The following is a 25,532-nucleotide window of genomic DNA, read 5'->3' as shown; positions in this document are numbered from 1 at the left end:
GGGGGTAGGTTTTATGAATAAAAAAAGATGGTTATTGCTCTGTCTGATTACTATTTTCTCCATAATAAGTATTCCAATCCAATCCGTACAGGCTCAGCAACAATCAAAAAAATTAACACATGGATCACCACAGTCGGTCGGCGTAGACAAGTCTGAATTAAAAGAAATTGATAAAATTGTTACACAAGCACTAAAAGAAGGAATAACTCCTGGTGCTGTAGTATTAGTCGCAAAAGACAATAAAATTATTAAAGAATCTGCGTATGGATACGCCTATAAATATGATATGGGACAATTAATCCATAATCCTAAAAAGATGACCAAGCACACCATATTTGACTTGGCATCTATTACAAAAGTTATGGGAACGACACAAGGCATCATGAAGTTAGTTTCGGAAGGAGCAATTTCTATAGAGGATAAAGTCGTAAAGTACCTTCCCGAGTTTGGACAGATGGGAAAAGAAAATGTAACCATAGCTGATTTACTTACCCATACTTCTGGCTTAACTCCTTGGGAACCAACCTACTTGTATGCAGACAAACCTGAAGAAGTGCTACATTATATTAATCAATTGCCATTAGAATATGAAACTGGGACAGATAGGCGTTACAGTGATTTTAGCTTTATGACATTAGGATTTATCATCGAAGCTGTTACCAATCAGAGGTTAGATGAATACTTAGAAGATGCCATCTATGATCCTCTGAAAATGAAAGATACCATGTTTAATGCCTCGAATAAAACGAATAAGCGCATCGCAGCTACATCATGGGGAAACGCTTACGAGTACAAGATGATTGATGATCCAAACTTTGGGTATTACGTGGATGCGGATGCAGACGACTTTACAAGATGGCGTGACTACACGCTTGTTGGTGAAGTGAACGATGGGAATAGCTTTTACGCAAATAACGGTGTAGCAGGCCATGCTGGTTTATTTTCTACTGCTAAGGATTTAGCAATCTTGGGTCAAACAATGCTTAATAACGGAAACTATGGAAAAGTAACCCTATACGATAAGGAAACCATCGACACCTTTACTTCTCCTCAACGATTCGGTCAAGGATATGGTTGGGAGAAAAATAAATCCTGGTACATGGGAGATTACCATTCTGATCGAGCCTTTGGCCATACTGGATTCACAGGCACACAAATCGTATTAGATCCTGCCTATGATCTTCAAATCATTGTACTCACGAATAAACAACATAATGGGCCTTTAGCAAGTGGATCATATCCTAGTACCGGTGGTTTGGCTAGAGAGATTGCCGATACTGTTTATAAGGCAATAAATAAGTGAACTACTCCCACTAAATATAGATTTTGAAGGGGATTTCTTGTGTAAATTAGTTAAAAACAATCGAATATCTTAAATCAAAAAAACCTATTTCTCAAGGTTTTCCACTGAGAAATAGGTTTTTTGCCATTCCTTTATTGTCCAATAAACATCTGTGTCCAGTAAGTAGTTCCATTGGCCTCGACGAAGCCTACACCGATGTGAGTGAATTCTGCATTTAAAATGTTTGCACGGTGACCTGCACTATTCATCCAAGCTTTGACTACTTCCGCTGGAGTACGTTGTCCCTTTGCAATATTTTCACCTGCTGTACGATAGTTTATTTCAAACTCATTCATCATATTAAATGGTGAACCATAGGTTGGAGACTGGTGGCTAAAGTAGTTTTTATCAACCATGTCTTGTGATTTTGCACGAGCTACCTTACTTACTTCCTCGGAAAGCTCAAGGGGTTTCAATCCTTGGTTTTTTCTTTCTTTGTTCGTTAACTCCACCACTTCTTGTTCAAATGCATGAACTTCTGATGAAGCAGGCTTCTCTTCTTCGGTTTGGCCTTCTTTTACACTAGTTGATTCTTCCTGACCAGATGTATTTTCTTCTGTTGGTTCTTCTACTTTTGTTTCTTCCTGGGGAGTTTCTTCAGATTGTTGTTCTGTTTGCCCTTGTTGTTCTGCACGATACCACTCTAGCAACTTCTCAAAATCAAAAACTTCAAACCAGCTAAATAATTGATCGATATTTAGTTGATCAGAGTCATTAGAAACTTCTTTCGTGTCCTGGTTACTCGCCGCTACTGGATTAGTAGCTAGGAAAAATGTAAGTAGTACGGCGAACACTGCTACCATACCTTTTCTAAATCTATCCATGATGAATTCCTCCTTGTGCTGTTTCTCCCCTATATCCTATTATCCAGTTTCATAGATTGATAACAATCGACAGAAAGTAGCAGTTTTTGTAACGACAATGCTATATAATTTTAAACTTTATTAAAAACTTGAAATAAAGATTATCTGTATATTACAAATCTCTATTCATGACAAAGAACTGTTATATGACATAAGTCTAAAGAAGGATTGTGCATGGAAAATAAGTCCAAGTGATAGGAGAAAAGACCACTACTAAATAATGGTTAATGATTCGGTTCATATTAATCCTTCGAAGGAATAGTAATGAGTGCTAAAATATATATAAGATTGTTGGAATGAGGTGTAGTTTATGAAGGAATTAAAGATAGATAAAATAGAAGGTTTTACTCCCCAAATAGGTCATCTTGTCTCTCAAATGAATTATGTAAGGAAAACAACTTTAGAAGCTGTCAGAGATTTAACGACTTACGAATTAGATTTTTTACCAAGTAAGGACGGAAATAGCATCGGAGCACTTTTATACCATATGGCGGCCGTTGAAAAAGGGTTCCAAATAGAAATTTTTGATGGCAGGAGTCCGAATGAGCAAGAGATGGCGGAGTGGGGTGCACCGTATAGTCTTGGAGAAAAAGGCAGAGAAGACATAAAAGGATATTCACTAGAGTTTTATATTTCCAAACTTGAAGAAGTTAGAAGTAGAACCTTGCAAAAATTTGCTAATCTAAATGACGATTGGTTGTACGAGAATAGGCTATGGGATAACCACCCATCTAATAACTATTTCATCTGGTTTCACGTATTTGAAGACGAAATTAATCATAGAGGTCAGATAAGAATGATTAGAAAAATGTTGTCTCGAAATGTATGAAAAAGTCCCCCCTGCCAAAGGGGCTTTGTTAACCAATCTTTTTATCTCGCCTGTCATCATATTTAGAAAATAAGCTATGGGTACACGTTTAGCTATTCCGTTTTAACTATATTCCCTATCTTTTCACCCATTACTTCAGAAAGATCTAACAGCAATTTATTATAGGTTTTAGTGATTTTTTCATAAATTAATCTTGCTTCTGCCTCTTCATAAATATGTGAAGTTTTATTTCGGTCGATTAGCATATCAATCCATTGCTTTCCATCATTTATGAGTCCATGTCAATTACTCCAACTAAATCATAGATTTTGATGGAGCTTGTGACTACCCGATAGTACCAACGCTCTTCGAGCTCCTATCCCTTTTCGCTACCAAACTGCTGCAGCGTGGTGTCACATCGTGGGCATATTGACAAATACCCTATCTATCCAGCTTGCTGGGTAGATCCTCTAAGGTACTGGCTTCCCTTATGATAGAGATTCATCGCAGCAACGCGATCATCATTAGAACGATATTCGCACCTTTTACAACAGAAGGTGTGGATCTTTTTATGGCGGTTTGTTTTATCGCGATGACTGCATTTCGGACAAGTCTGAGACGTATAGGCTGGATCGACAAACAGAACCCCCGATTGGTTCATCAAAGACTTGTATTCTATGAAGTTACTAAACTGGCCAAAAGACCAGGATACGGATACGTATCGATTCTTTTTACGAACCTTTTCGGTTGCTGTTCTTACGCCAGAAAGATCTTCTAAAACAAACAATGTATTCGGACCATATTGACTAACGAGTGCCTTGGTGATGCAGTGGTTTACATCTGTCATCCAACGGTTTTCTCGTTGACCAATTTTTGATAGTCTTCTTCTTGCTGAGGCTGTTTGTTTCTGTTGAAGCTGCTTGCGTAACCTTTTATAGTGGCCACGCTTTTGTTTAATTTGCTTGCCACTAAAGAATGTCGTTTTTCCATTTTGATCATAAACGGTTGCTACGAAATTGATACCTAGATCAATTCCGACAATGTTGTCTATCTTTTCACTTGCTTCGAACGCTTTTGTCATCGGGATGTGTAAAAAGAATTTGCCCTTTTTCGTGACCAGTTTAGCCGTACCAAATTTCCATTCTCCGTCGAAAAAATGTTCCATTCCCTTCGTTTCGAAGGGCACAGAGATTCTTCCTTTCAATGTGTTTACGGAGAATGCTGCTTTTTTGAGAGAATAATCCCGATTCCACACTAAATCATACTCCGGCTTCTTAAACATAGCCTTCGTATTCGTAACGCCATTTGATTTCATTGATTTGTACTTGGCACAAACGGTTTTGTTCACGCTATTAGCCATTTGAGAACGGAGACCGAACTTACTTCTCATAGAATGATACGTATGTTTGTGTAGCTGGATATTCGAGAAAATTTTCTTATGGAAAGCTTCGCTGGAGGCATAGTTCAACGCTTCTCTCACTGCACGAATCGTGTCGAGGAGAAGTTCTTTCTCTTTTTCAGTTGGTAAGATTTTTATTTTTGCCGTGATCGTAATGGTTTTTCCGGGCATCTTTTTACACCTCCTATTATTAATAGTATATAATACGAACGAGTGTTTTCAAAGAGGTGAAAGCGCCAATTCCTCCCGCAACTAAATCGTAGATTTAGATTGGGGTCTCCTTGGCGAGTCCATATGAAAAGGCCTCACGAATGGCTCCCCTTGGACTTCTTATTTCAGTTATTCCATCGAATTCAAGGAATGCTTTCATCAATTTCCAGCTTAACTCAAAGGTGAATTCAAAACGTTGAATGACACCATCCACAATAATATCATCTTCCACTTCTAGTAAAGTTGCCTCATTTAATCTAGAGCTTGCCTTTTTATAGTCTTCAAGCCTTTCGTAAAGCCGTTCCTTGTTCATATAAAGTCACCCCATCCCGTTTTATTTTCTTAATTAATTCTTCTTTCGATAGTCGATCCATAAATACAATATCTACTTTTAAATGAGTGGATATTTCGCGAACCATATATTCCATTATGTTTTGTTCACTGTGATTAATATTAGTAGTATAGAAAGCTAAATCAATATCGGAATTAAATCGAAAATCGCCACGAGCTCTTGAGCCAAACAAGAGGACTTTTTCGATGTTTGCATTATTGGAACAATAGTGTATAAATTCGTTTAAAAACCGTTCAGGAATACCGTATTTTTGTTTTGATGTGCTTGACATTTCAGCACCTCCGCGTATTCATTTGACAATATGTTACTTCTTATATCAAGTCAAAAAGAATATCTGTGATTTCAAGTGTACTATAACACACTAAAATAGTTCAAATGAACAAAAATCCCTCACAAATCCTAATCTAACAACATTTATAAGGGACTTAACATTACCTCATTTTATTCTTCTTCAGGAATACCGCGGTAAGTTCATTGATAAATCTTTCCTGTAGCATCATACTTAAAACTCATTACCTCGCTCTACGTTCCATGAGATTAATCCCTAGTCCCATTGCCACTACTCCAATTAACAACATGATTAATAACGACATCATCACATCTTGCAGGCCGGCACCATAGAAAATGACCGATAAAATCGCCTCCATGGCATGGGCCAGCGGAAATAGATCTGCAATAAACAATAACACTGGATTTGTAATGGTCCCTGGCATCATATAAGCTCCGCTAATAAGTGGAATCATCGGAATCAAAGATGGGTAAATGGCATAAAATTGCTCCGGTGTCTTCACAAAACCGGTAACTAGCATTGCAACACAAATCATGCTAAAAGTGAAGAACGCTGCAATCACAATAATCAGACCTAGATTATCTCCTACCTCATAATTCAATGCGTACTTGAACACCATTAGTACAACAACAATCTGAAACAGTGTGATTAGAAAACTATATAAAATATATCCACTATACATACTCGTTTTACTCATTGGGGACAGAATCATTCGATTCCAAATACCTGATACTTTGTCATGCGTAACATTGTTCACTTTTAAACCGAGTATAAACATCGAAATTAAAAAGGTAAAAGCAAACAATAATTGTGTACTCATGTTAAAGTTAGGAATCTCTTTACTATCGAGCCCTTGAGACTCCATCTGAAAGGGAGGATCAGCCAGATAGCTTTCAATTTCATTTCGAATATCTACGTTCTCTTCTGATTTGGAAATGGCCTGAATGGTGGCCTCTCGTTCAAATACTTTGGCAACATGCTGCTGAACTAAAGAGACACTTGGAAGTTCACTAGTTGCTACTAATTTATAATCCATCTCCATTAATTTCACCGCTACATCCATCTGCCCACTTTTTACACTCTCACGGGCTTGCTCCGGGTCGACTACATTAAATTGAAAGGAATCATTAACATTCAATAACCTTTCCCACTTCTCCTCGATTTCAGAAGCATTCCCCTCTTCACTAAAGATAGCAACCGTTGTCGGTGAATGAACACCTCCACCAAATACGAGGGTAGCGAGAATACTTCCAGCAATAAATAATAGAATTAGTAACGGATTTCGTTTATCCTTAGCGAATTGTGCCCATATTACGGATTTCACTACGCTTTCCCCCTTTTTGGATATAAGATGAAACTAACAACGGTACATAGTAAAAAGAATCCTATTAGTATCAGACTCGGTCTAACGATGGAAGAAAAGTCCTCAACTTGGACCCAGTCCGTTAATATCACTAAAAATAGGCCGTTTGGTGTCCATTCACCAATTTGTTGTAGCCAATTTGGTAATATATAAATAGGAACGAAATTCCCTCCGATCACACCAAACAGTAGAATCACCATCATAAATATCCCGTTTGCTGCATCAATATTAGACATTCTTAGTAAAATACTTGTGAAAACAGCTGCTAATCCAGCAATCGCCAAAGAAAGCAAAGCAATCATTCCCACGGCGCCAGACCAAAAGGTCACGGAACGACCCGGAAATACGTCTAACAAAAAGTGAGACAATATAAATACAAACATCACTTGTAACCAAACTAAGCAGAACGTTGACACCATTTTCCCTATTAAAAATAGCATTGGATTACTATTCGTCAATAAAATCCGATGGAATACCTGTTGTCTCACTTCCACCCCTGCTTTAGTTGCTACTGTTGCTGCCAGGAATAAGGTAAACAATGCCCCCATCGCAATCGTAAAATATTGAGTAAGTGTGAAGCTTTCCCCTGATCCTACTTTCTCAAAACCACCCTCGGGAAGTGTTACTTCCATTTGCATACTGCCTGCTAATTCCTGTAGGGCAAACTGATAATTTAACTGTTCCGTAAACCCTTGGATGATTTGGTATAAAGTACTGTTGTTAGTCGTTTCTTTTTCCATCTTATATTTCAGCGACGTAGTGGGAGATTCTCCTACAAAAGCAGCATATAAACTATCAACGGTAAAGCCATCTGGTATAACGAGGATACCGTCTAAATCACCCTCTTCGACTTTAGCTATTGCCTCTTCTTCCCCGAGCTTATGAACGGTCACCAATTCTTTCAATTCATCACTGTTAAGGTAATCGAATAGCATTGGAACAGGGCTTATCTGGCTTGCTTTGGCTACTAAATCCTCCGCTTCTGCTTCTCCTAACGAGGCATCTTCGATCAGCTTCTCTTTCAATTGTGCCATGGACTTTGTTTCGTCATCCTGGTTTACGATCGCTACATGTAAATCCATGGATGGTTCCTCATCATTACCGAATAAACCAGCAAATGCAAAATTTAATATCACTACTAAGACGATAGGAAGCACAAGTATCGTAATAAGCTCCTTCCGGTCACGCCAAAACAATAACAAATCCTTTTTTATAAAGCTCCGCATACCTGCACCTCCTTAATCCCGTAACGTTCGACCAGTCAAATGAAGGAATACATCCTCCAAACTAGGAGTTTCCGTATGAAAATTAACAATTTGTATATGGTGTTGTTCGGCAAGATGAACAAGCTCACTAATCATATTGCTTCCTTTTTTCGCAATAATGTTCAACTGCAATTGAGTCGCCTCCACCTTACGAATCCCTTCCAGTGTTCTTACCTGCTCGACAAAAGCTTCATCCATTTTATTTAACTCCACGTTTACCGTATCCTCTGTCGACAAAATGCTAAGTAACTCTGCTTTTGTTCCTGCTGCAATAATGTCGCCATCATCCATAATGTACAACCTGTCACAGAGCTGTTCCACTTCCTCCATATAGTGACTCGTGTACAGAACCGTTGTTCCTTCTTTCTCGTTTAACATGCGTACTGTTTCTAAAATATGATTTCTCGATTGGGGGTCAATGCCAACCGTTGGTTCGTCTAAAATTAAAATCTTCGGTCGATGTAATAACGCAGCCGCTATGTTCACCCTACGCTTCATACCGCCAGAAAAAGTTTTCACTAAATCTTTTTGACGTTCTCTTAATCCAACGATTTCTAAAGCTTCATGAATACTTTTTTCTAGTTCTTTTCCTTTCATTTTGTAAATGGAACCAAAAAATTTAAGATTTTCATAAGCGGAAAGTTCCTGATAAAGTGCTATTTCCTGCGGAACTACACCTAAGATTTTTCTAATTTCTCCTGGCTTATGAATGGTGTTTACACCATTCAGCTTTATTTCACCGTCTGTAGGCTTAATTAAAGTCGAAATCATAGAAATAGTCGTTGATTTCCCTGCCCCATTTGGTCCGATCAATCCAACTGATTCGCCACTATCCAAATATAAATTAACATCTTGCACGGCCTTTTTTCCTTTGAAAGACTTACTTAAATGAACAGTTTCAAGCATATCTTTTACCTCCTACCTGCTTTTTCCTTATAAGTGCATAATAAAACAAAATAACCAAAGCCACTACTGACTCTGGTCACTACTCCAACATACTCTTATTACTTTAGTCATTTTTTTATCAGACCAATCGATGGCGAATCGCATAAATCGCTAATTGGGTCCGATCTCTTAATTCCAATTTATCTAATATATGACTAGTTTGATTCTTGACCGTGCCAACGGATAACCCTAATCGTTCCGCTACTTCCTTATTATTCAGTCCCTCTCCAATGCACTTCAAAATCGCTCTTTCCCTTGGCGTTAACGTCGGATTAATCGACACCTCTTCTTTATTTTGGAGTAGGGCTGGCATTACCTTTGCCGCAACTTGATCCTCCAGGGAGAGCCCACCACTTAAGGCACTTTTAATCGAACGAATCAGGGATTCTGTGTCGCCGTTTTTCAGCATATAACCATTAACACCTAGTTTTAAAGCTTCCATTACATATTGATTATCATCAAAAGTGGTAAGCATTAAAATTTTCATATGTGGAAAGCGTGATCGCAAAACCTTGGCTGCTTCTATCCCATCCATTTCAGGCATGCGAATATCTAAAATTGCCACATCGAAATGCTGTTTATCACATAATCCGACCGCTTCTTTGCCATTGGTAGCTTCTCCTGTAACATGAATCTCTTCTTCTGTTTCAATCATTGCCTTCAAGCCTTGGCGCACCATCACTTGGTCTTCTGCTAGTAACACCTTTATCAAAGTCCCCACCCCTTTCTGTTAAACTTATGCTACCCCTTACTATAAATTGGCGCTCATCATGATCGATTTCCAAGGAGCCACCCACTTTTTCTAATCGATCTCGCATCGCTTTCAATCCATACCCCTCTTGGTAAAAGATAGTAGTTGTTGTAAGGTTGGCTACTTCAAAGCGAAATATACTTCCACCTGGTGATTCAAATAAGACTTGCGCTTCTCTTGTAGAGCTATGCTTCATAATATTGGTCAGCGCTTCTTGTACCGCACGATATATGGCAAAGGACTGTTCCCCTGTTAATGGTGTAGCAAATGCTCCATACTTAACAGAAAAGTTAATTTTCATAAAGCTTTCCATTTCTAATTTACGAATTAACCGAATGACCCCTTGTAGTCCGCCTACTTCTGTTTGCTTAAAGGATTTTACAGCTCGTCTTGTTTCGTCTAAGCTTTGTTCAGCTAGCACTTTTAGCGTTTTAATTTTCTCTTTATCCTTTTCGGCTGCAGTTAACCGGAAAGCCTCCATTTGCATTAACAAGGCTGTAAGTTTATGACCAACTGAATCATGTATTTCATTGCCAATAAGCATTCGCTCATCCTGTCTTGCCTGCTCTTCCTCTGTCACAAGCAACCTTTTCATCCTTCTATATTCATATAGTAAGGCATCATTCTTTTTTTGTAACACTGTTTCTCGTTTATGTACCACTTGATGATATAACAATGCGGTGACTATGAATAGATACAAAACAGCAAACCAAGCTAACGTAGAAATAGTGGCAGAAGATTTCATTAAGATCCACGTGGTACTCCCTAGTTGAACTCCCATCACAACTAAGCTTTTCAAACGGGAGAGGTAAAAAACAGCTTCCGCAATAATTAACACATGGATGAGGAACACATATGGGTTCCACACACCTTCTATAGGATAAAAAATAACGATTGTGGCCAGTGATTGCGTACAGAATAATACGGTTTGAATCACCGTTTTCTCAGTAAGTAATGGCAAAATAAATAATATGATAAAAAATACGCAAGCACTCACTAGTTGTCCTGTATTTAAGTATGACGGGACTTCTAATAAAGCTAGTACCCACACAACACATTGGAGAGAGAGCCAAATAAAATACGTTTTCTTCATATAAACAAACTCCTCTAGCAAGACTTATGACCAAACTAGAAACGGACTTCTTTTTTCCCTAGGAATAAAAACACCGTACATTTCTTGGTTCCTTATGTATTATTGTCATCTATTGGAGTAAATCCGTCCACATAAAAATAACTATGAACAGGAAGAGTACACTAAAATTTCATTCAGCAACATTGAAGGACCTCTCCAATCTTTGGGAGAGGTCCCTCACAAAAATATTATTCTTTTAATTTTCTAAATTAAAATGCTGCCGTCACCATGCTGATTCAACGCGGAATCAACGTCACCCTTTTGTAAGCTCTCGTATTTCCCTCAACACAGGCATTTCATCCAGTTCTTCTTCCGTTACAAGCTCCCATTTGATTCCGTCCGGCTTCTCGTAAGGAGTGTTTGTTTCCATGAGTTCGGTTTCCGTTGCAATCCAATCTACCGATAAATCAAAGGCATCTCTCGGCACATCTGCATCGGTTAATTGAGCACTGTGAACCGTACCTATCACAGGAACATCTGGATTCCCGAGTTCTCTCATTATGGCATACTCCCTATCCGCATACCCTTCCCCTTTTCCAATTCTTCGACCATCTCTATGCAAAGCAACAGATCCAACGACAAATAAGTCAATGTTGGGAATCTCCGTAAGAGGAACTTCTTTTCCATAGGATTTTATATGGGAAAGACTAGCGGCTCTTCTTTCTTCCCCACTCGGAACCCACTCTGGATTCACCATGATAAACCCTGCCTTAAGTCTAGGTGTTGGAACGAGTAACACTTTTCCATCTTTTAAAACTTGGGCCCTAATCGGTAATTGAGGGGAATCCGGATTTACTTTAATCACTTTGGCATTCTGATATTCTGGCATAGATGTTACCAACCGTGCTGCAAGCTCTGCCCCTTTAAAGTTTGGAATACGATTTTGCAAAGGGAATGGAAACCTCCCTAATTTATTCTCCGTTAAATAGTTCCATTTCCTTTCACGAATTTCTTGTTTCGTTGTCATAGAATGCACCTACCAAATTAAATTTTTTTCGTGATGGGGGTCTAATCTTCAAATCATTATTTCACTATGTAATCTAAATCAATATTTGCTGTCATTCGATCAAGTGTTGCTAAGTCTTTTAATTTGGATTCTACGTTTTCAATCTGAGGCACGATTCCAATCACAGGAATTCCAGTCATTTTTTCAAGCATTAAAGGGTTCTCTTTAATTCCTTCGGATGGATTTTCTGGATAGTTATTCAGAATAATCCCTTTCACATCTATGTTTTTACTTTTGGCATAGGTTACGGTCATCGCTGTATGATTTAAGGTCCCTACTTTAGCGGAAGCGACAATAATGAGAGGGAGGTTCAGATCTTTGACCAGTTCCGCATTGCCATAAAACTCATCAATCAGAGGCACAGCAAGACCGCCCGAGCCTTCTACTAAAACAAATTCGTGGTCTTGTTTCAGTTTTTTATATTGAGCAACAATCTTTTTGGGATCGATTGGATTGTTCGCCAATTGAGCAGCAAGATGCGGAGAGAATTGTGGTTTGTATAAGTAAGTATTTAGTTCTTCCTCTGGTTGATAAACATTACGATACACTTCTACATCAGGAGACACCCACCTCTCCCCTTTTTGAACAGCTCCACATTGAACAGGCTTGTATGGAACTGTGTCTATTCCTTTTTTATTCAGTGCGTAGGTCAAACAAGTGGTCAACACTGTCTTCCCAATATCTTTACTCGTTGCTGTTATGAATACTCCAGTCATATCGTTCGATCTCCCTCTTATGATTCGGATTTCTCCTTGTTATTTTATCATGGTGGGAATGGTTTACCTAGGGAAGTATCACATAGGTTGGGAGGATTAAAACGGAGTAGAAAAACCGCAAAACATCTATTTGCGAATGTATGACGCAGTTTATTCGTTATCGAGGAGTTTTGGAACAAAAGCGCAAGCGCTCGTTTAGCGGCGTACGGACTGGACTGAGCCGTAGGAGATAAAGGAAACACGGCGACCTTAGGGAGCCGATGTTGACTTATCGTACGAAGGCGAGGGAAGTCTCGCTAGTCGCTGAGCGCTGGAGCTGGACGTGGCTGTTGCTACATGTTATCCACACATACCCAATTTTATAATTTCCTAAGTAAAAAAAATACGTTTGGAGAATGAAAATCCAAACGTTTTCTAGTATCTTATAAACTTAGTTCCTTGACGGTGATGGCTTGACTCAACTTATTTGTTTTACAATCCACGAATTCCTCTTCATCGACTAAATCTATTTTCATTGCAGACTCTAGTTTCTTTGTATCTGGTTGTTTGACTAATAATATAAAGTCTTCTAGATTTAATTCTTCCAATTTTTGTACCGTCTTCTCTTCGTCGTAATGAACGGAGGAGCGTATGATACGCTGTGCCTTATATTTCCCTAGTTTCACTTCCCCTTTTTGTTCCTTTCCAAAGGTGTCATCTAGGTAATTGTGAATCTGTTTTTTGATCTGATTCATTTCTTTCTCCAATTCTTTTTTCTGGATGTTTAAATCACAGTATTTCTTTAATAGTTCCTCCGTTAGCTCAAAGGACTCTTCCACATCAACTTCATTTGTCACCATCATTCCCCCAGTCTAATATGATTAGTTCATTTATATGAAAATGGAGGGCATTTATGATGAGTCTTTAAGAGCATAAAAAATCTATTTTTTTGAATGTGAGACACAAAATTCAGGAATGAGTGAATGATCCGAAAAAATATTAGTTACTATCACTCTCTTCACTATTGGGGGGTTCTAATGAACAAATTGCTCTCTTGTACATTTATTGAGTCAGAAAAAACAGGATTTTTTTTACGAATTATAGAAAGTCTTATGAGGGGGGATATAGATGTCAAACCAGGAAAACGAAGAAATGCTAACAGGTGGGAATGTCTCTAACGTTTATCGTGTAGGAAATACTGTACGAAGAGAATTAAAGCAGGACAGCGCAAAAATCCATAAGCTATTAAAGCATTTGGAAGACAAAGGTTTCCGTTATGCACCAAGGTTTTTAGGTATGGATGAAAAAGGAAGAGAAATATTATCATTTATGGAAGGTGAAGCTGGAAATGATCCATTAAAAGAATATATGTGGTCAAATGATGTGTTAAAAGAAATAGCGAAGATGCTCCGTCTTTATCACGATGCTGTGAGTGATTTTCCATTATCCGATGAGTGGAAACCGATAGACAATACTCCGGATAAAGTGGAGGTATTATGCCATAATGACTTCGCTAGATACAACATTATTTTTAATCATCAAAAACCAGTAGGTATTATTGATTTTGATGTTGTAGGACCTGGTCCAAGACTTTGGGATATAGCTTATACTCTTTATACCTGCGTCCCCTTAAGTAGATTTTATCTTTCTGAAACAGGTGAGAAAGTGTATTATGATTCATTACAGCATGCAAACCCTTTAAAGCAAAGAGTTAGATTGTTTTTTGACTCTTACGGTGAGAAATTTGAAGATAATTATTTAGAAATGGTAATACGGCGATTAGAAGGGTTATGTAAAACAATTACAAGAAAGGCCAATGAAGGTGACATTGCATTTCAAATCATGATAGATGAAGGGCATCTTGAACATTATCAAAACGATATTAAGTTTATTAGCGAGTACGGAAAAGAGTGGATTTAGCGAAGGGTTTGTTGGGAGATTTCATTAAGACTACAATTGTTCTTGTCAGTATGTAGCATTTAATTTATGTATCCAATGGCCGTTTAATTTACTATTCACAACAAACTTTCCTACCTTGCTTGTTGGACGGTTCATTCTATCAATGAAAAGTAAATATATTCATACCATCAGAAGAAGCTCTAAGCAGATCTTCTTCTTTTTTATGCATAAATACAATTGCTTTTAAAGTTCACAATAAAAAATTCCAATCCTTCTCAAAAATTACTTTGACAGATAGAGTAATTTGCATTAAGATTACTCTATCAGATAGAACACTTGAAAAACAAGGAGTGACAACATGATTAGAAGCGATATCATTCGCGGCCATTTGGAATCCATTATTCTCCGGCTCGTCTACGAACAAGATCGTTATGGCTATGAAATTTCCAAGGAGATCAGTATTCGAACAAAGGATCGATTCCAAATTAAAGAAGCCACCCTTTATGCGGTTTTTCAGCGATTGGAGAAGAAGGAATTAATTGAGTCTTATGTAGGTGATTTTTCGCAAGGGGGCAAAAGAAAATATTACCGAATCACAACGCTCGGAAAAGCTTATCTCAAAGAAATGGTAGAGGAATGGAAAGAAACGAAAGAAATTATCGATTTATTTATGGAGGGTTTACAATGAAAAAATTAAAACAGCACGTCGACTATTTGTTTAGCAATATTCCAGATAATGAAGAAAATAACGCCATGAAACAAGAGGTGTTAGAAAACCTGGAAGAAAAAGTATTCGATCTAATGGAGCAAGGAAAATCGGAAGAGGATGCGATTAATAAAGCGATTGTCGACTTCGGGGACATGGAAGACTTAAAAAGAGAATTGGGCGAAATGGAACCAGAACCAGAAACAAAAAACAACAGGAAGATAAACCTTATGTATTCCATTTGGGGAAGCGCACTCATTATCGGACTTCTTGTGTTCATTAATTTCTACTATTCACCAAACGAGATATGGTTTGTCTATCCAACATTCGGTGTTCTTTGGTGGCCATTATCAGCCTACTTTTCTTGGTTACGTTCTAAATAGGGGGGATTGAAAAATGAAAAAATATGATGTAGGATTTGCAGTTGCAGGAAGTATGATGAGTATTTTTTTTATATTTCTGGTCAATTTTCTAACAAGTCCAAATTACTATTGGTTTATATACCCTTGTTTCGCATTACTTTTTTGGCCAGTCTCTGTGTACAGTATGAAAAAAAGAAAACATGTTCAGCTTGCTTATTTACACAGTATTATAATCATCGCATTTCTAATCATTGAAAATTATCTCAAAACGCCGGATTACCCTTGGTTTTTATATGCGGTCTTCCCGATATTATGGTGGCCAATTCTTGCTTCATTAGGCAAGCGTGCCAAGTCATTGTCCGTTGCGCTAATTGGAAGCTCCAGTATTATTATTTATTACATCGTATTAAATGTGTTATTGGCACCTGGGTTTCCGTGGGTTATCTTTCCAGCGTTTGCCGTTTTATGGTGGCCGCTCTCTATCTATCATGCTCAAAGAAAAACATTCAAGACATTCTCTGTCCATGCTAGTCTTTTAATTATCGTATTTTTTATTACCGTAAACGTCATTACTACTCCTAACGAAATCTGGGCTGTCTATCCAATCTTCGGTACGCTTTGGTGGCCGTTGAGTATGTATCATTTTGCGCGTTGATATTATTGTTATTTTTTTGAACAGAGCGATTAATCATTCTTTTTAGGTCCTTGGCGGAAAATAGACCTATTCTATTTAACAAAACTAGAATCCTCATAAACGTTGATGTACCAATATTTATGAGGATTTCTATGTTCAAAATTTTGCTAGGGATGGAAAAAAGACAGGAACTCGTATCCTGTCTTTTCTCTGTCAGTCTCTCAAAACATGAGATGGGGCTGGCACCTTTATTTTATTAAAATAAATCCTTCAAACGAGCCCAGAAGCTTTTTTCTTCTTCTTCAGGTTTTTCGGTCTCTTCTTTTTCTTCTTGTTTAATACTTTCTGTTTTGAAGACAAATTGGACCGAATTGACTTTATCATTCTTCGGTGAAACAAAGGATACGGGTTCAAAATCAGATTTATCATATTCCGCCATCATTTGGTCAACCTCTTTTTTCATCTGTTCAGGTAAATCACTCGTAGACTCATAGAGTTCAGCCGTTCCATCATGAAGCTCACTTACTCCATTCTCCAATTCACCTGTTCCTTCAGACAGATTTGCAATTCCATTGTCTAACTCCGTGTACGAACTAGATAATTTGCTTACACCTCCAGCGTACTCGACTAACCCTGAATGGAACGTCCCATATTGAGAAGCTAATTGACTTATTCCTTCTTGCAATTGAGCAATTGAACCAGCAGCATCCATGTCTCCCTGAGTAGATGACAGCCCTTTTGCCATAGTATCAAATTGGTTAGCCATCTTTAGAAGGGATCCACTAACTTGCTCTAAAGTTATTGCTACTACATCAAAGTCTCCCTTTACATCCGAATAAGTGTCTTTTGCAGCACCTACAGCTTCATATGTTTTAATCAATTTTTCCAATGCAGCATGGTCTACACTGTTTCTAAGCTCACTGATTTCGTCTTCCGAAATCTCATAAGCTGGAATATCTTCCATTGCTTTGTTTAATTCATTGTAAGCAGATGCATACTTTTGTTTCAAAGCAGATAATTCATCTGAAGTTTTTCTTAGTCCACCTGCAGCTTGAACAAGTCCATCTTCTAGCTTTTTCAAATCGCCGAGCCCCATTTCTGCGGAGCTGTTAGCAAGAGAAGCACTCATCTTCTCCAACGCTTGCTTAAGACTATCGGAGCCGTTTACCAACTCGGAAGAAGAAGCATCAATGGCGGAAATTCCGTTCCTATATTCCTTAGAACCGTTTCGTAGCTCCTGTACTCCATTGTTTAGTTCTGAAACCCCATCTTCTAATTCTGCGACCCCATTATTAACCCCTTTAATAGCATCCGTTAAGGTTTCCATGTCCCCTGTCATATCGTCCACATCTGGTGCATCAATCGGCATAGAAGATGGAATCGCCGAAATGTCGATACCTTCCAGCTCGAAGTCGACTACATCAGCTTCCAGAACTAGCTCACCTTCTTTTCCAGGCATCACAGTAAACGTGACTTGTGTGTTCTTTCCCGCATTGGCAAGCATCCCGTCAGGAGACTGAATATTGCTGTAAATATCTAAAGGAAGAGAAAGAGAGATCTGTAATAAATAGTTTTTAAAAAATACGGGATCTACTTTTTCATTAGCAGATGTTGCAATCTGAATTTCTACATGCCCGTCTTTTCCAGCAAGCTCTTCAGGGGAAATTTCTTTTCCATCTAGAAAATAGGAAATAGAAATATCCCAAGGCAACGGTTCTTGATTGATATTCCCTTGATAATAAAATTTCCCCTCTGGAGCCTGGAACGTCACTCTGTTGTCTTTTAGTTCTAATGGAGATAAATCTGTTAAGTTTTTCAGATTAGAATACGAACCATAATCAGCGATTTCACCCGCTTTTTCTATATCTAATATGTTTACAACATAGATTTCCTGTCTTTCACCAGTGGCATTTAGCTTCGCATAGACCACTTCATCCTTTGAGGAAACCTTCCCTTTCTCCTGGGACGCATCTTCCCCTGATTTACCGTCATTTGAGGCAGCCGAGACAAGTAAGGACGGCATCACCAAAATGATCGTTGCAAAGACAAGTAGGATCTTTCTTATTCTCCTCATCATCATTTCTCCTTATAAAAGTTTGCTTTCCAAGTTGTTTTCGAAATCCATTTATCAAACACCAGAAGACATGCTGGCAGGAAGAACACTACCATAATAAAAGCAAGTAGGGCACCTCTTCCAAGCAGTAACCCGATCGATGCAACAATTGGGTTCGATGAGGTAATCCATAATATGAAACCTACACTGGATAAAATAGAAGCAGAGATCCCAACAGCAAAAATCTTCTCATCTAGCGTTTTCTTAATGGCTTCGCGTGCAGGCATTTCCTGTCGATACTCTTTATAGGCATCCGTCAGCAGAATCGCATAATCTACCGTCGCCGCAAGCTGAATGATGCTTATCAAAAGATACCCCACATATACTAAGGAAGAATCCGTAAAATACGGAACCGATAAATTGATCCAAACAGCTGACTGAATCGTAAGAAGTAAGATTAAAGGAATCGATATCGATTTAAATGTCACGAACAGAACGAAAGCAACTGTAATAATCGTCAAAAGATTTACCAATTTATTATCCTTTTGAACTATATTTTTTATATCATACAATGTCACGCTTTCCCCAACCGTATAGACATCTTCCCCATAATAATTTTCTGCCGAACGCTTAACCTTTTCGATTAAGTGAAACGCCTCTTCTCCCTCACTTTTTGTATCTGTTTGAAGGATGATTCGACTATAATTCTCGGAATAAAACTGTTCCGTCACAGAGGAACCCAAATACTCCGGAGGAATCGCAGAACCGACAGTATTAACATAAGCAAGAACAGAAGTCACATGCTCGACTCGCTCTAACTCTTGTACCAATTCTTCTTCTTTGGCGATATCCCCTCTTGGGACAAGTAGTACCATCGGGGTGCTCTCGCCAAAATGCTTTTTAATTTCTATTAAATCACTACCAGCCCTTGTGTTCTCCGGTTGTTCTCCGATACCATAAATGAAATTCGCCTGACTTTGAGCGAGAAATGCTGGTACAACGAGAAGAAATACAAGGACTAGGCTTGGTAATCTAAATTTTACAATCACACTTCCCTTGTTCTTAACTTTGGGAAGTAACGGTTTATGCTGCGTTTTATCAATCCATTTATAAAACATAAGCGTAAGGGCAGGTAAAAAGACCATGACACTAATGAAGCTTAATAATATCCCTTTTACTAGATTGATCCCTAAATCTGAACCAATTTCAAAATTCATAAAGGATAAGGCGATAAAGCCGAAAAAGGTCGTGGACGCACTAGCCGTAATAGCCGAAAAGGATTTCTTCATCGCAAGCTGCATGGCTTCATGAGGATCTGCTATTTTCTTTCGATAATCTGAGAAGCTATGAAGAAGAAAAATAGCATAATCTAGTGATACAGCTAGCTGTAAAATTGGCGCAACCGATTGTGTAACAAAAGATACTTCCCCAAGAAAAATGTTCGTTCCCATGTTTATTAAAACCGAAACACCAATCGCCGTTAAGAAAAACAGCGGTTCTATCCATGAAGTAGTGGAAACAACTAAAATTAGGATGATAATCGGAACTAATAGAGCTGCCGCGTACATCGATTCCGTTCCGGCCATTTTTTGTTGTGTAGCCGTATTGAGCGATTCCCCAGCCATGGCATTATCTTCACCAATCAGATCATAGATGGCATCGGTAATAGCTACTTCCTCTCCATCTCGGATACTAAATGAAAATAATGCTTTGCCATCCTTATAATAAGTTTCCACGGTCTCTTGATCAGCCATTTCAAGTGGCGCTTTTATATCAACGCTATCATCTAACCAGGTGACATCTGACACCCCATCAATAGCAGCCAGTTTCTCCTTAAAAGCAAGTGCTTCCTGTATGGTCACGTCCTTTACCATGACTCTATTCGTCGGAACACTTCCCTCAAACTCCTCATTCATTACATCCATTGCTAACGTAGAAGGAGCATCCTCTGGCAAGTAATCTTTCATATCGTAGTTTACCGATACAGCAAACTGTGCCAGGGCACAGAGGATTGTAAAGATCGCAAAAGTGATCGCAACGGCCTTTTTATGTTTAATGATTCGTGCTGCAATTTCTATAATAACTCACCCTCTCTTGCCACTTTTTCATGTACACTATATCATTATATGGACACTATGTTGCCTAATCAACAAACAGTTTAACAACATCTGTAATTTGTACAACACATTCTTGATATTTGTTGGAAAACAAGAAAGAAAACTACACCATTCATTTAAGAATAGGTGATCGCCTTATCACGGTTGCTTAGCTCCATGAAAATTTCTCTAAGTTGAACAATCTTCCGTGCTAAAAACTTATGATTTTCCTAGCATACAATAGAAAGGAGTTCTTTTATGACTACTTCCAAATTAGACAGGCGTAAAAAATATACACGAATGGTTTTAAAGGATAGTTTGATGAAGTTATTAAACGAAAAACAGATTTCATCCATTACGGTAAAAGAAATTTGTGAACTCTCCGATATCAATCGCTCCACCTTTTATTCCCATTACACTGATCAATATGATCTTTTGGACAAAGTAGAGGATGAAATTATGGAAGATATGGCGGGGTATTTGAGTCAACACAATTTTAAAAAAGAAGAAAACGACCTTCAGATGATCGAAAAATTATTAGAATACTTCGCGTCAAAGCAGGAAGTATGCAAAACGCTTCTAAATGAAAACATTGACACGACCTTCCAGAAGAAGGTGATTGATTTCGCACATCATTTCTTTATGAAAAGCTGGATGGCGGTTGACTACCTCGATGAGGATGTTTCTGAGTATTTGAGTACGTTCGTCATCAGTGGAAGTATTCACGTGATTAAAAATTGGCTAAACAATGGAATGGACAAATCCCCAAAAGAAATGGCTGAAATCATAAACAGTCTCATCAAGAAAGGACTTTTAGGGATGAAATGAATGCTTGTATGTTGATTTGCTCAATAATATAGGTGGATTTTCTAGTGATTATTATTCATACTTATTTTAATGTGAAATCTGAAAAACGGGAAAATTAATCATGATTTTAGCAATCTAAGTGAAGCGATGTACTTCGCCGAGTACATAATTTATTTATAAAACCTTATATCGATGCAAAAGAAAAAGAGGATGTCTCCAAGAGTTAACTTTTGGGACAACCTCTTTTTCATATGGATTTTTATATGTAATTTTTAAAAATTTCCACACACTAAAAAGACAAGCTTGTAGCTAAACCCTTCCTTGTTTCCTCTCGTTCTCACTTGTACTTCCCAGGAATATTTGATTTTTTAGTTCAATTAGTTTAATATGTACAATATTAATTAAACAAAATAAACAAATGAGGTTGATACTATTGTCCACTGAGCGCGAATCAATTGATCAAGCACGTGACATTATGATCAGTGCTATTGCCCAATCCATGGTTATCTATGGAGTAACTCCATCTGTTGGCCGGATTTACGGTGTGCTTTATTTTTCCTCTGAACCACTTACTCTTGATGAGATCAAGAATCAAGTTGCCATGAGTAAAGCAAGTGTAAGCAATGGAATGCGAGAACTATTGGAAACCGATATGGTCACGAAGGTCTGGATGAAAGGGGATCGAAAAGACCATTATGTTGCAGAGAAGGATTATTTAAGAAATTTCCTCTCGTTCTTCATTAAAAAAATACGACAAGAACGTAATCTAATTATGAAGGCCACAGAACAAGTTGAGCCTACTTTAGAAGCTATCGTGCGTGATACATCCGATGATCAAGTTAAAGAAGAGGCACAAAAAGATCTAGATCTCATTAATAACTCTTACAACTATTTTGATTGGACGATGCGGCTTGCAAACGCGATGGAATCCGGGGAGATATTTGATTATTTACCCAAAACAAAGAAATAAAGGAGCGACAACATGAACAATCAGAACACCGCTTTGGTACTCATCGACCTTCAAAAGGAAAGTAATTTTGGACTCGATCAAATGGAACAAGTAGTTGCAAATGCTAAAAGACTAATAAACGGATTTAGAGAAAAGAACATCCCTATAATTTACACGAGGCAAATCAATCGAGCTGATGGGATTGGTCTTTCCTTAGGAGAACCTTTAAACAACGATGGTACACCGTTTTTTTACAACACAGCTAATGAAAGTATAGAAATTTTAGATGAAATAAAGCCAAAAGAAGATGACATTGTTATTGATAAATACCGATGGAGTGCTTTTCACGAAACTAGTTTAGATCTTACCCTTAGAAGTCTGAACGTAAAAAATGTTGTGATTGGTGGAGTGGTGACAGACGGGTGTCTATTAACCTCTGTGTTTGATGCCTATTTTAGAGATTACAATATCCACCTAATCAAAGACATTTGTGCAGCCTCCAATGAAGGATCTCATATGGCATCCCTTATGATGATAGCAAATTGGGTGTACAACCTTAACATCTATGATACGACGAATATCCTCAAGCGCATGAATGGAGAAGCTTACGATGCTTGGGAAGCAGACAAAGTGGATTCCCTACAATATACTCCGGAAAATATGCGAGAGATATTCAAAAAAATGGACTAAAGGAGACATTCATCATGAAGAAGTTTTTACTGTTATTTATTACTGTAGCTTTATTGACACTTGCCGCTTGTGGCAATGGAGAAGAAGAAAATAATGCAACCGACACAAACAAAGAAACAAATGAAGAAAAAGGAACGATTGTGTTTGGACAAACACCTTGGTCCAGTACTGCTCCACCAACACAAATTGCCAAACAAATTTTAGAGGAACAAGGATATAAGGTGGAAGTCAAGCAAGTTTCTCAACCAGTTATCTGGGATGGTATGAAAAATAAAGATATCGATTTCTTTATGGATGCATGGTTACCATATACAGAAGCTCCTAGATGGGAAAAGTACAAGGAAGATTTAGTGAAAGTAGCAACTAGCTATGAAAACGCAGAACTTGGATGGGTCGTACCTTCTTATGTAGAGGAAAACTCTATTGAAGATTTAAAAGAAAATGCAGAAAAATATGATGGCGAAGTAGTTACCATTGCAGAAGGTGCAGGCATTGTTGAAATTTCACAACAATTAATGGAAGGTGAAAACCTGGAAGAACACGGGTTAAAATTAACACCTTCTAGTGAAGGTGCCATGATTTCAGTTGCACAAGACAAAATGGATAAGAAAGAGCCTGTTGTATTCACTGCTTGGAGACCACACTCTATCTTCGCACGTAATGACTTGAAATTTTTAGAAGGTCAAGAAGAATATTTTAAAGCAGATAACGTCTATGTATTGTCCTATAAAGGGATTGAGAAAGAGCATCCAGAAGCGTATGAAATCCTATCCAATTGGAGCATTACTATCCCTGAATTAGAAGCGATGATAAGTAAAAATGAACAACACGGTACATCCTTCGAAGACTTAGCTGCTGAATGGATTAAGAATAACCGTGATAAAGTAGATCAAATGATCGGAGAATAACACTCCCTTTTATATAGAACGTAAGTAATAAGCAGGTCAACATCTTGTTGGCCTGCTTATTTTTGAATTCAAGTCACACCTAAGTGAAGTCTACATTTTCAATTTCTATAACTGCGACACATTTCTTCATATAAAAATGTGCATCATAGAAGTTGCTTTTTTCCTTAGTAATTTCTTATTATCCAATCATCACTGGAGAAGTCCAGCCTAACATTGTTCAGCTTAGGCTCGGAGACATACCAGCCTCGCCCGTTTGTGGAAGAGTCCGTCTCATAACTGAATCGCATAAATTTTGTTCCAGAAGGTATCGCTATTTTCTGCTCCGTCCACCCTGGACTGAAGCCGGTATAGGGCTCTCCAACCGTTGTCCAAGTCTCACCATCACTAGAGATTTGGATGTTTCCAAAGTCATATCCCGCTTCGATGCGGTACCATGTTTCGAATGAAAGTGTACTTTCTTCTTTTACATTTACTTCAGCAACCAATTTCTTGTTTGCTTTGTCCCCGTAACCAGAGAACCACGTTTTGCTCTTATGCGGAACATTTACTGGTATCGCGTCCGCTACTTGTCTGGCGAATTGCCTCCTTGCCGGGTTGGTAGATACGGTTTCCCTTGTTGGATGTACCCGATTCGTTAATAGGACCGCAACCGTATCATTTTCTCGATCAATCACAATCGAAGTACCCGTGTATCCTGTATGACCGACTGTTGATGCTCCGGAAAGGGCGTCCATGTACCAACCTTGTCCTACTTCCCAGCCTAATCCGTGCTCATCACCAGGAAACTGCGGGATCTGGTTTTCAACCAGCAGCTTCACTGTTTCAGGCTTAAGGATTTGCTTATTACCATAACGCCCATCATTTATAATCATGTGGCCCAGTTTTGCTAAATCATTTGCCGTAGAAAATACACCCGCATGCCCTGCGACACCACCTAGAGACCAGGCATTTTCATCATGAACTTGTCCCCATACCAACCCGCGGTCCGTCCAAGGCTGATACTCCGTTGCAGCAATTCTGCTCTTTAATTTCTCAGGAGGATTGTACATGGTGTCTTTCATTTTGAGAGGTTTTGTGATGCGCTCTTTGACGAACTCATCTAGACTCATTCCAGAAAGTCGTTCAACTAATATTGCCAATGTAATCATATTTAGATCACTATACGTGTAAGTTGTTCCTGGTTTATTATCCAAAGGGTATTGTAAGACATAATCAAGTCGATCCTGCTTACTCTCACCAATCGTGTACAATGGTACCCATGCCTTGAATCCTGATGTATGTGTCATCAATTGACGAATGGTCACTTCCTCTTTCCCATTTTGCGCATACTCGGGGATATACTCGGACACAGAATCATCCAGCTCAAATTTCCCCTGTTCATATAGTTCCATAGCTGCAAGGCTAGTAAAAATTTTACTCAAAGAAGCTACATCAAAGATGGTATCCTTCTTCATCTTAATAGGATCTTCAATCTTTTCCCCTTGGTCATTTTTATAAAGAACGGCATCGCCATAAGCTTCATGCTGCACGATGTGTCCTCTTCTGGCTACGAAAGTAACCGCGCCTGGCATGACGTCTTCGCTTATCATTTCTGTCATGACAGAATCAATCTCTTTTAAAGGTTTTGCTACCATACCTGCCCCTCTAATAGAACCGGGATGCAGGACAGGAGAAGTTGGACCTGGTGTCCCCCACCTGAAATGTGGATGTGCCTTTTCTTGCACTCGTTTCATCTCAGGTTTTACAATCGTGGAATTATCTTTACTATTTGCTTCTAGCTGTATGTCTGTCGTTGTAAAAATGGATGTCGTAACAATAGTCAATAGCGTGATATAAGCCCATTTCCGTTTCATTTCCTTCCTCCTTTTACCCATTAATGTAAGTGCTTACATTAATGATAGATTGAATAGTTGTTCATGTATATGAGACAAAGGAAGCGAAATAATTGGGAATGTTGGTGTTTGTATGATAATAGTTTTAGGCTAAAAGTATTACCTTTATGAATACT

At 38.3% G+C, this 25,532-nt stretch carries 26 protein-coding genes; 10 read left to right on the top strand and 16 right to left on the bottom strand.

All coding sequences use genetic code 11. The features are described 5' to 3' along the window. Positions 1 to 13 precede the first annotated feature (13 nt). On the top strand, positions 14 to 1,303 hold the full coding sequence (locus KO561_RS04610) for a serine hydrolase (RefSeq protein ID WP_231095965.1): 1,290 nt from the start codon (positions 14 to 16) through the stop codon (positions 1,301 to 1,303). Between the two features lie 131 nt (positions 1,304 to 1,434). On the opposite strand, the gene KO561_RS04605 is transcribed toward KO561_RS04610, so the two are convergent. Continuing rightward, the gene (locus KO561_RS04605; RefSeq protein WP_231095964.1) at positions 1,435 to 2,166 is read right to left on the bottom strand and encodes a CAP domain-containing protein; all 732 of its coding nucleotides are present in this window, start codon (positions 2,164 to 2,166) and stop codon (positions 1,435 to 1,437) included. Positions 2,167 to 2,515: 349 nt separating this feature from the next. Between KO561_RS04605 and KO561_RS04600 the strand changes: the two genes are divergently transcribed. Beyond that, a complete protein-coding gene (locus tag KO561_RS04600) occupies positions 2,516 to 3,034 on the top strand; it encodes a DinB family protein (protein WP_231095963.1) in 519 nt (172 codons plus the stop codon). Positions 3,035 to 3,126: 92 nt separating this feature from the next. On the opposite strand, the gene KO561_RS04595 is transcribed toward KO561_RS04600, so the two are convergent. From KO561_RS04595 to KO561_RS04540, 12 genes are all read right to left on the bottom strand, one after another. Continuing rightward, positions 3,127 to 3,279 carry a nucleotidyltransferase substrate binding protein gene (locus tag KO561_RS04595; RefSeq protein ID WP_231095962.1) on the bottom strand — a complete coding sequence of 51 codons (153 nt, stop codon included), beginning with the start codon at positions 3,277 to 3,279 and terminating at the stop codon, positions 3,127 to 3,129. Positions 3,280 to 3,458: 179 nt separating this feature from the next. Next, entirely contained in the window at positions 3,459 to 4,583 is a 1,125-nt protein-coding gene (locus KO561_RS04590) for an RNA-guided endonuclease InsQ/TnpB family protein (RefSeq protein ID WP_231095961.1), read from the bottom strand. Between the two features lie 94 nt (positions 4,584 to 4,677). Continuing rightward, positions 4,678 to 4,935 carry an HI0074 family nucleotidyltransferase substrate-binding subunit gene (locus KO561_RS04585; RefSeq protein WP_231095960.1) on the bottom strand — a complete coding sequence of 86 codons (258 nt, stop codon included), beginning with the start codon at positions 4,933 to 4,935 and terminating at the stop codon, positions 4,678 to 4,680. Beyond that, entirely contained in the window at positions 4,904 to 5,245 is a 342-nt protein-coding gene (locus KO561_RS04580; protein ID WP_231095959.1) for a nucleotidyltransferase domain-containing protein, read from the bottom strand. The genes KO561_RS04585 and KO561_RS04580 overlap by 32 nt, the downstream gene beginning before the upstream one ends. 241 nt (positions 5,246 to 5,486) lie before the next feature. Further along, positions 5,487 to 6,587 (bottom strand): ABC transporter permease, encoded by a 1,101-nt coding sequence (locus KO561_RS04575; protein ID WP_231095958.1) that lies wholly within the window; start codon positions 6,585 to 6,587, stop codon positions 5,487 to 5,489. Next, positions 6,587 to 7,852 (bottom strand): ABC transporter permease, encoded by a 1,266-nt coding sequence (locus KO561_RS04570; RefSeq protein WP_231095957.1) that lies wholly within the window; start codon positions 7,850 to 7,852, stop codon positions 6,587 to 6,589. The genes KO561_RS04575 and KO561_RS04570 overlap by 1 nt, the downstream gene beginning before the upstream one ends. Before the next feature lie 12 nt (positions 7,853 to 7,864). After that, entirely contained in the window at positions 7,865 to 8,797 is a 933-nt protein-coding gene (locus KO561_RS04565) for an ABC transporter ATP-binding protein (RefSeq protein WP_231095956.1), read from the bottom strand. Positions 8,798 to 8,915: 118 nt separating this feature from the next. Beyond that, the gene (locus KO561_RS04560) at positions 8,916 to 9,548 is read right to left on the bottom strand and encodes a response regulator (protein ID WP_231095955.1); all 633 of its coding nucleotides are present in this window, start codon (positions 9,546 to 9,548) and stop codon (positions 8,916 to 8,918) included. Beyond that, positions 9,484 to 10,680, bottom strand: coding sequence for a sensor histidine kinase (locus KO561_RS04555; protein WP_231095954.1), 1,197 nt, complete (start codon positions 10,678 to 10,680; stop codon positions 9,484 to 9,486). Before KO561_RS04555 ends, KO561_RS04560 begins: the two co-directional genes overlap by 65 nt. Before the next feature lie 292 nt (positions 10,681 to 10,972). Beyond that, complete coding sequence (locus KO561_RS04550; RefSeq protein ID WP_231095953.1) at positions 10,973 to 11,686, bottom strand: 5-formyltetrahydrofolate cyclo-ligase; 714 nt, start codon at positions 11,684 to 11,686, stop codon at positions 10,973 to 10,975. Positions 11,687 to 11,742: 56 nt separating this feature from the next. Continuing rightward, positions 11,743 to 12,441, bottom strand: coding sequence for a dethiobiotin synthase (gene bioD / locus KO561_RS04545; protein ID WP_231095952.1), 699 nt, complete (start codon positions 12,439 to 12,441; stop codon positions 11,743 to 11,745). A gap of 422 nt (positions 12,442 to 12,863) precedes the next feature. Beyond that, positions 12,864 to 13,277, bottom strand: a complete 414-nt coding sequence (locus KO561_RS04540) for a hypothetical protein (RefSeq protein ID WP_408004840.1) — start codon at positions 13,275 to 13,277, stop codon at positions 12,864 to 12,866. Between the two features lie 271 nt (positions 13,278 to 13,548). Here KO561_RS04540 and KO561_RS04535 point away from each other — a divergent pair, with 271 nt between their 5' ends. From KO561_RS04535 to KO561_RS04520, 4 genes are all read left to right on the top strand, one after another. After that, complete coding sequence (locus KO561_RS04535) at positions 13,549 to 14,340, top strand: phosphotransferase (RefSeq protein WP_231095950.1); 792 nt, start codon at positions 13,549 to 13,551, stop codon at positions 14,338 to 14,340. Positions 14,341 to 14,677: 337 nt separating this feature from the next. Beyond that, the gene (locus KO561_RS04530) at positions 14,678 to 15,007 is read left to right on the top strand and encodes a PadR family transcriptional regulator (RefSeq protein WP_231095949.1); all 330 of its coding nucleotides are present in this window, start codon (positions 14,678 to 14,680) and stop codon (positions 15,005 to 15,007) included. Continuing rightward, positions 15,004 to 15,408 (top strand): permease prefix domain 1-containing protein, encoded by a 405-nt coding sequence (locus KO561_RS04525; protein ID WP_231095948.1) that lies wholly within the window; start codon positions 15,004 to 15,006, stop codon positions 15,406 to 15,408. The genes KO561_RS04530 and KO561_RS04525 overlap by 4 nt, the downstream gene beginning before the upstream one ends. Positions 15,409 to 15,421: 13 nt before the next feature. Continuing rightward, on the top strand, positions 15,422 to 16,042 hold the full coding sequence (locus KO561_RS04520; RefSeq protein WP_231095947.1) for a hypothetical protein: 621 nt from the start codon (positions 15,422 to 15,424) through the stop codon (positions 16,040 to 16,042). A 235-nt stretch (positions 16,043 to 16,277) separates the two neighbouring features. Here KO561_RS04520 and KO561_RS04515 read toward each other — a convergent pair whose 3' ends face one another. Beyond that, a complete protein-coding gene (locus KO561_RS04515) occupies positions 16,278 to 18,095 on the bottom strand; it encodes a coiled-coil domain-containing protein (protein ID WP_331000828.1) in 1,818 nt (605 codons plus the stop codon). A 2-nt stretch (positions 18,096 to 18,097) separates the two neighbouring features. Continuing rightward, positions 18,098 to 20,041 carry an efflux RND transporter permease subunit gene (locus KO561_RS04510; RefSeq protein WP_231095945.1) on the bottom strand — a complete coding sequence of 648 codons (1,944 nt, stop codon included), beginning with the start codon at positions 20,039 to 20,041 and terminating at the stop codon, positions 18,098 to 18,100. Positions 20,042 to 20,428: 387 nt separating this feature from the next. On the opposite strand from KO561_RS04510, the gene KO561_RS04505 reads away from it, so the two are divergent. From KO561_RS04505 to KO561_RS04490, 4 genes are all read left to right on the top strand, one after another. Continuing rightward, positions 20,429 to 20,998, top strand: coding sequence for a TetR/AcrR family transcriptional regulator (locus KO561_RS04505; RefSeq protein ID WP_231095944.1), 570 nt, complete (start codon positions 20,429 to 20,431; stop codon positions 20,996 to 20,998). 412 nt (positions 20,999 to 21,410) lie between these two features. Then, positions 21,411 to 21,947, top strand: a complete 537-nt coding sequence (locus KO561_RS04500) for a GbsR/MarR family transcriptional regulator (RefSeq protein ID WP_231095943.1) — start codon at positions 21,411 to 21,413, stop codon at positions 21,945 to 21,947. 12 nt (positions 21,948 to 21,959) lie between these two features. Beyond that, positions 21,960 to 22,616 (top strand): cysteine hydrolase family protein, encoded by a 657-nt coding sequence (locus tag KO561_RS04495; protein ID WP_231095942.1) that lies wholly within the window; start codon positions 21,960 to 21,962, stop codon positions 22,614 to 22,616. A 14-nt stretch (positions 22,617 to 22,630) separates the two neighbouring features. Continuing rightward, on the top strand, positions 22,631 to 23,524 hold the full coding sequence (locus tag KO561_RS04490; RefSeq protein ID WP_231095941.1) for a glycine betaine ABC transporter substrate-binding protein: 894 nt from the start codon (positions 22,631 to 22,633) through the stop codon (positions 23,522 to 23,524). 164 nt (positions 23,525 to 23,688) lie between these two features. Here the strand turns inward: KO561_RS04490 and KO561_RS04485 are convergent, their stop codons facing one another. Beyond that, positions 23,689 to 25,377 (bottom strand): serine hydrolase domain-containing protein, encoded by a 1,689-nt coding sequence (locus KO561_RS04485; RefSeq protein WP_231095940.1) that lies wholly within the window; start codon positions 25,375 to 25,377, stop codon positions 23,689 to 23,691. Positions 25,378 to 25,532: the final 155 nt, after the last annotated feature.

It is taken from the genome of Radiobacillus kanasensis (assembly GCF_021049245.1).
Lineage (GTDB): Bacteria > Bacillota > Bacilli > Bacillales > Amphibacillaceae > Radiobacillus > Radiobacillus kanasensis.
The sequence above is the reverse complement of the archived record's forward strand: the minus strand, read 5'-3'. Positions and strand labels throughout refer to the sequence as shown.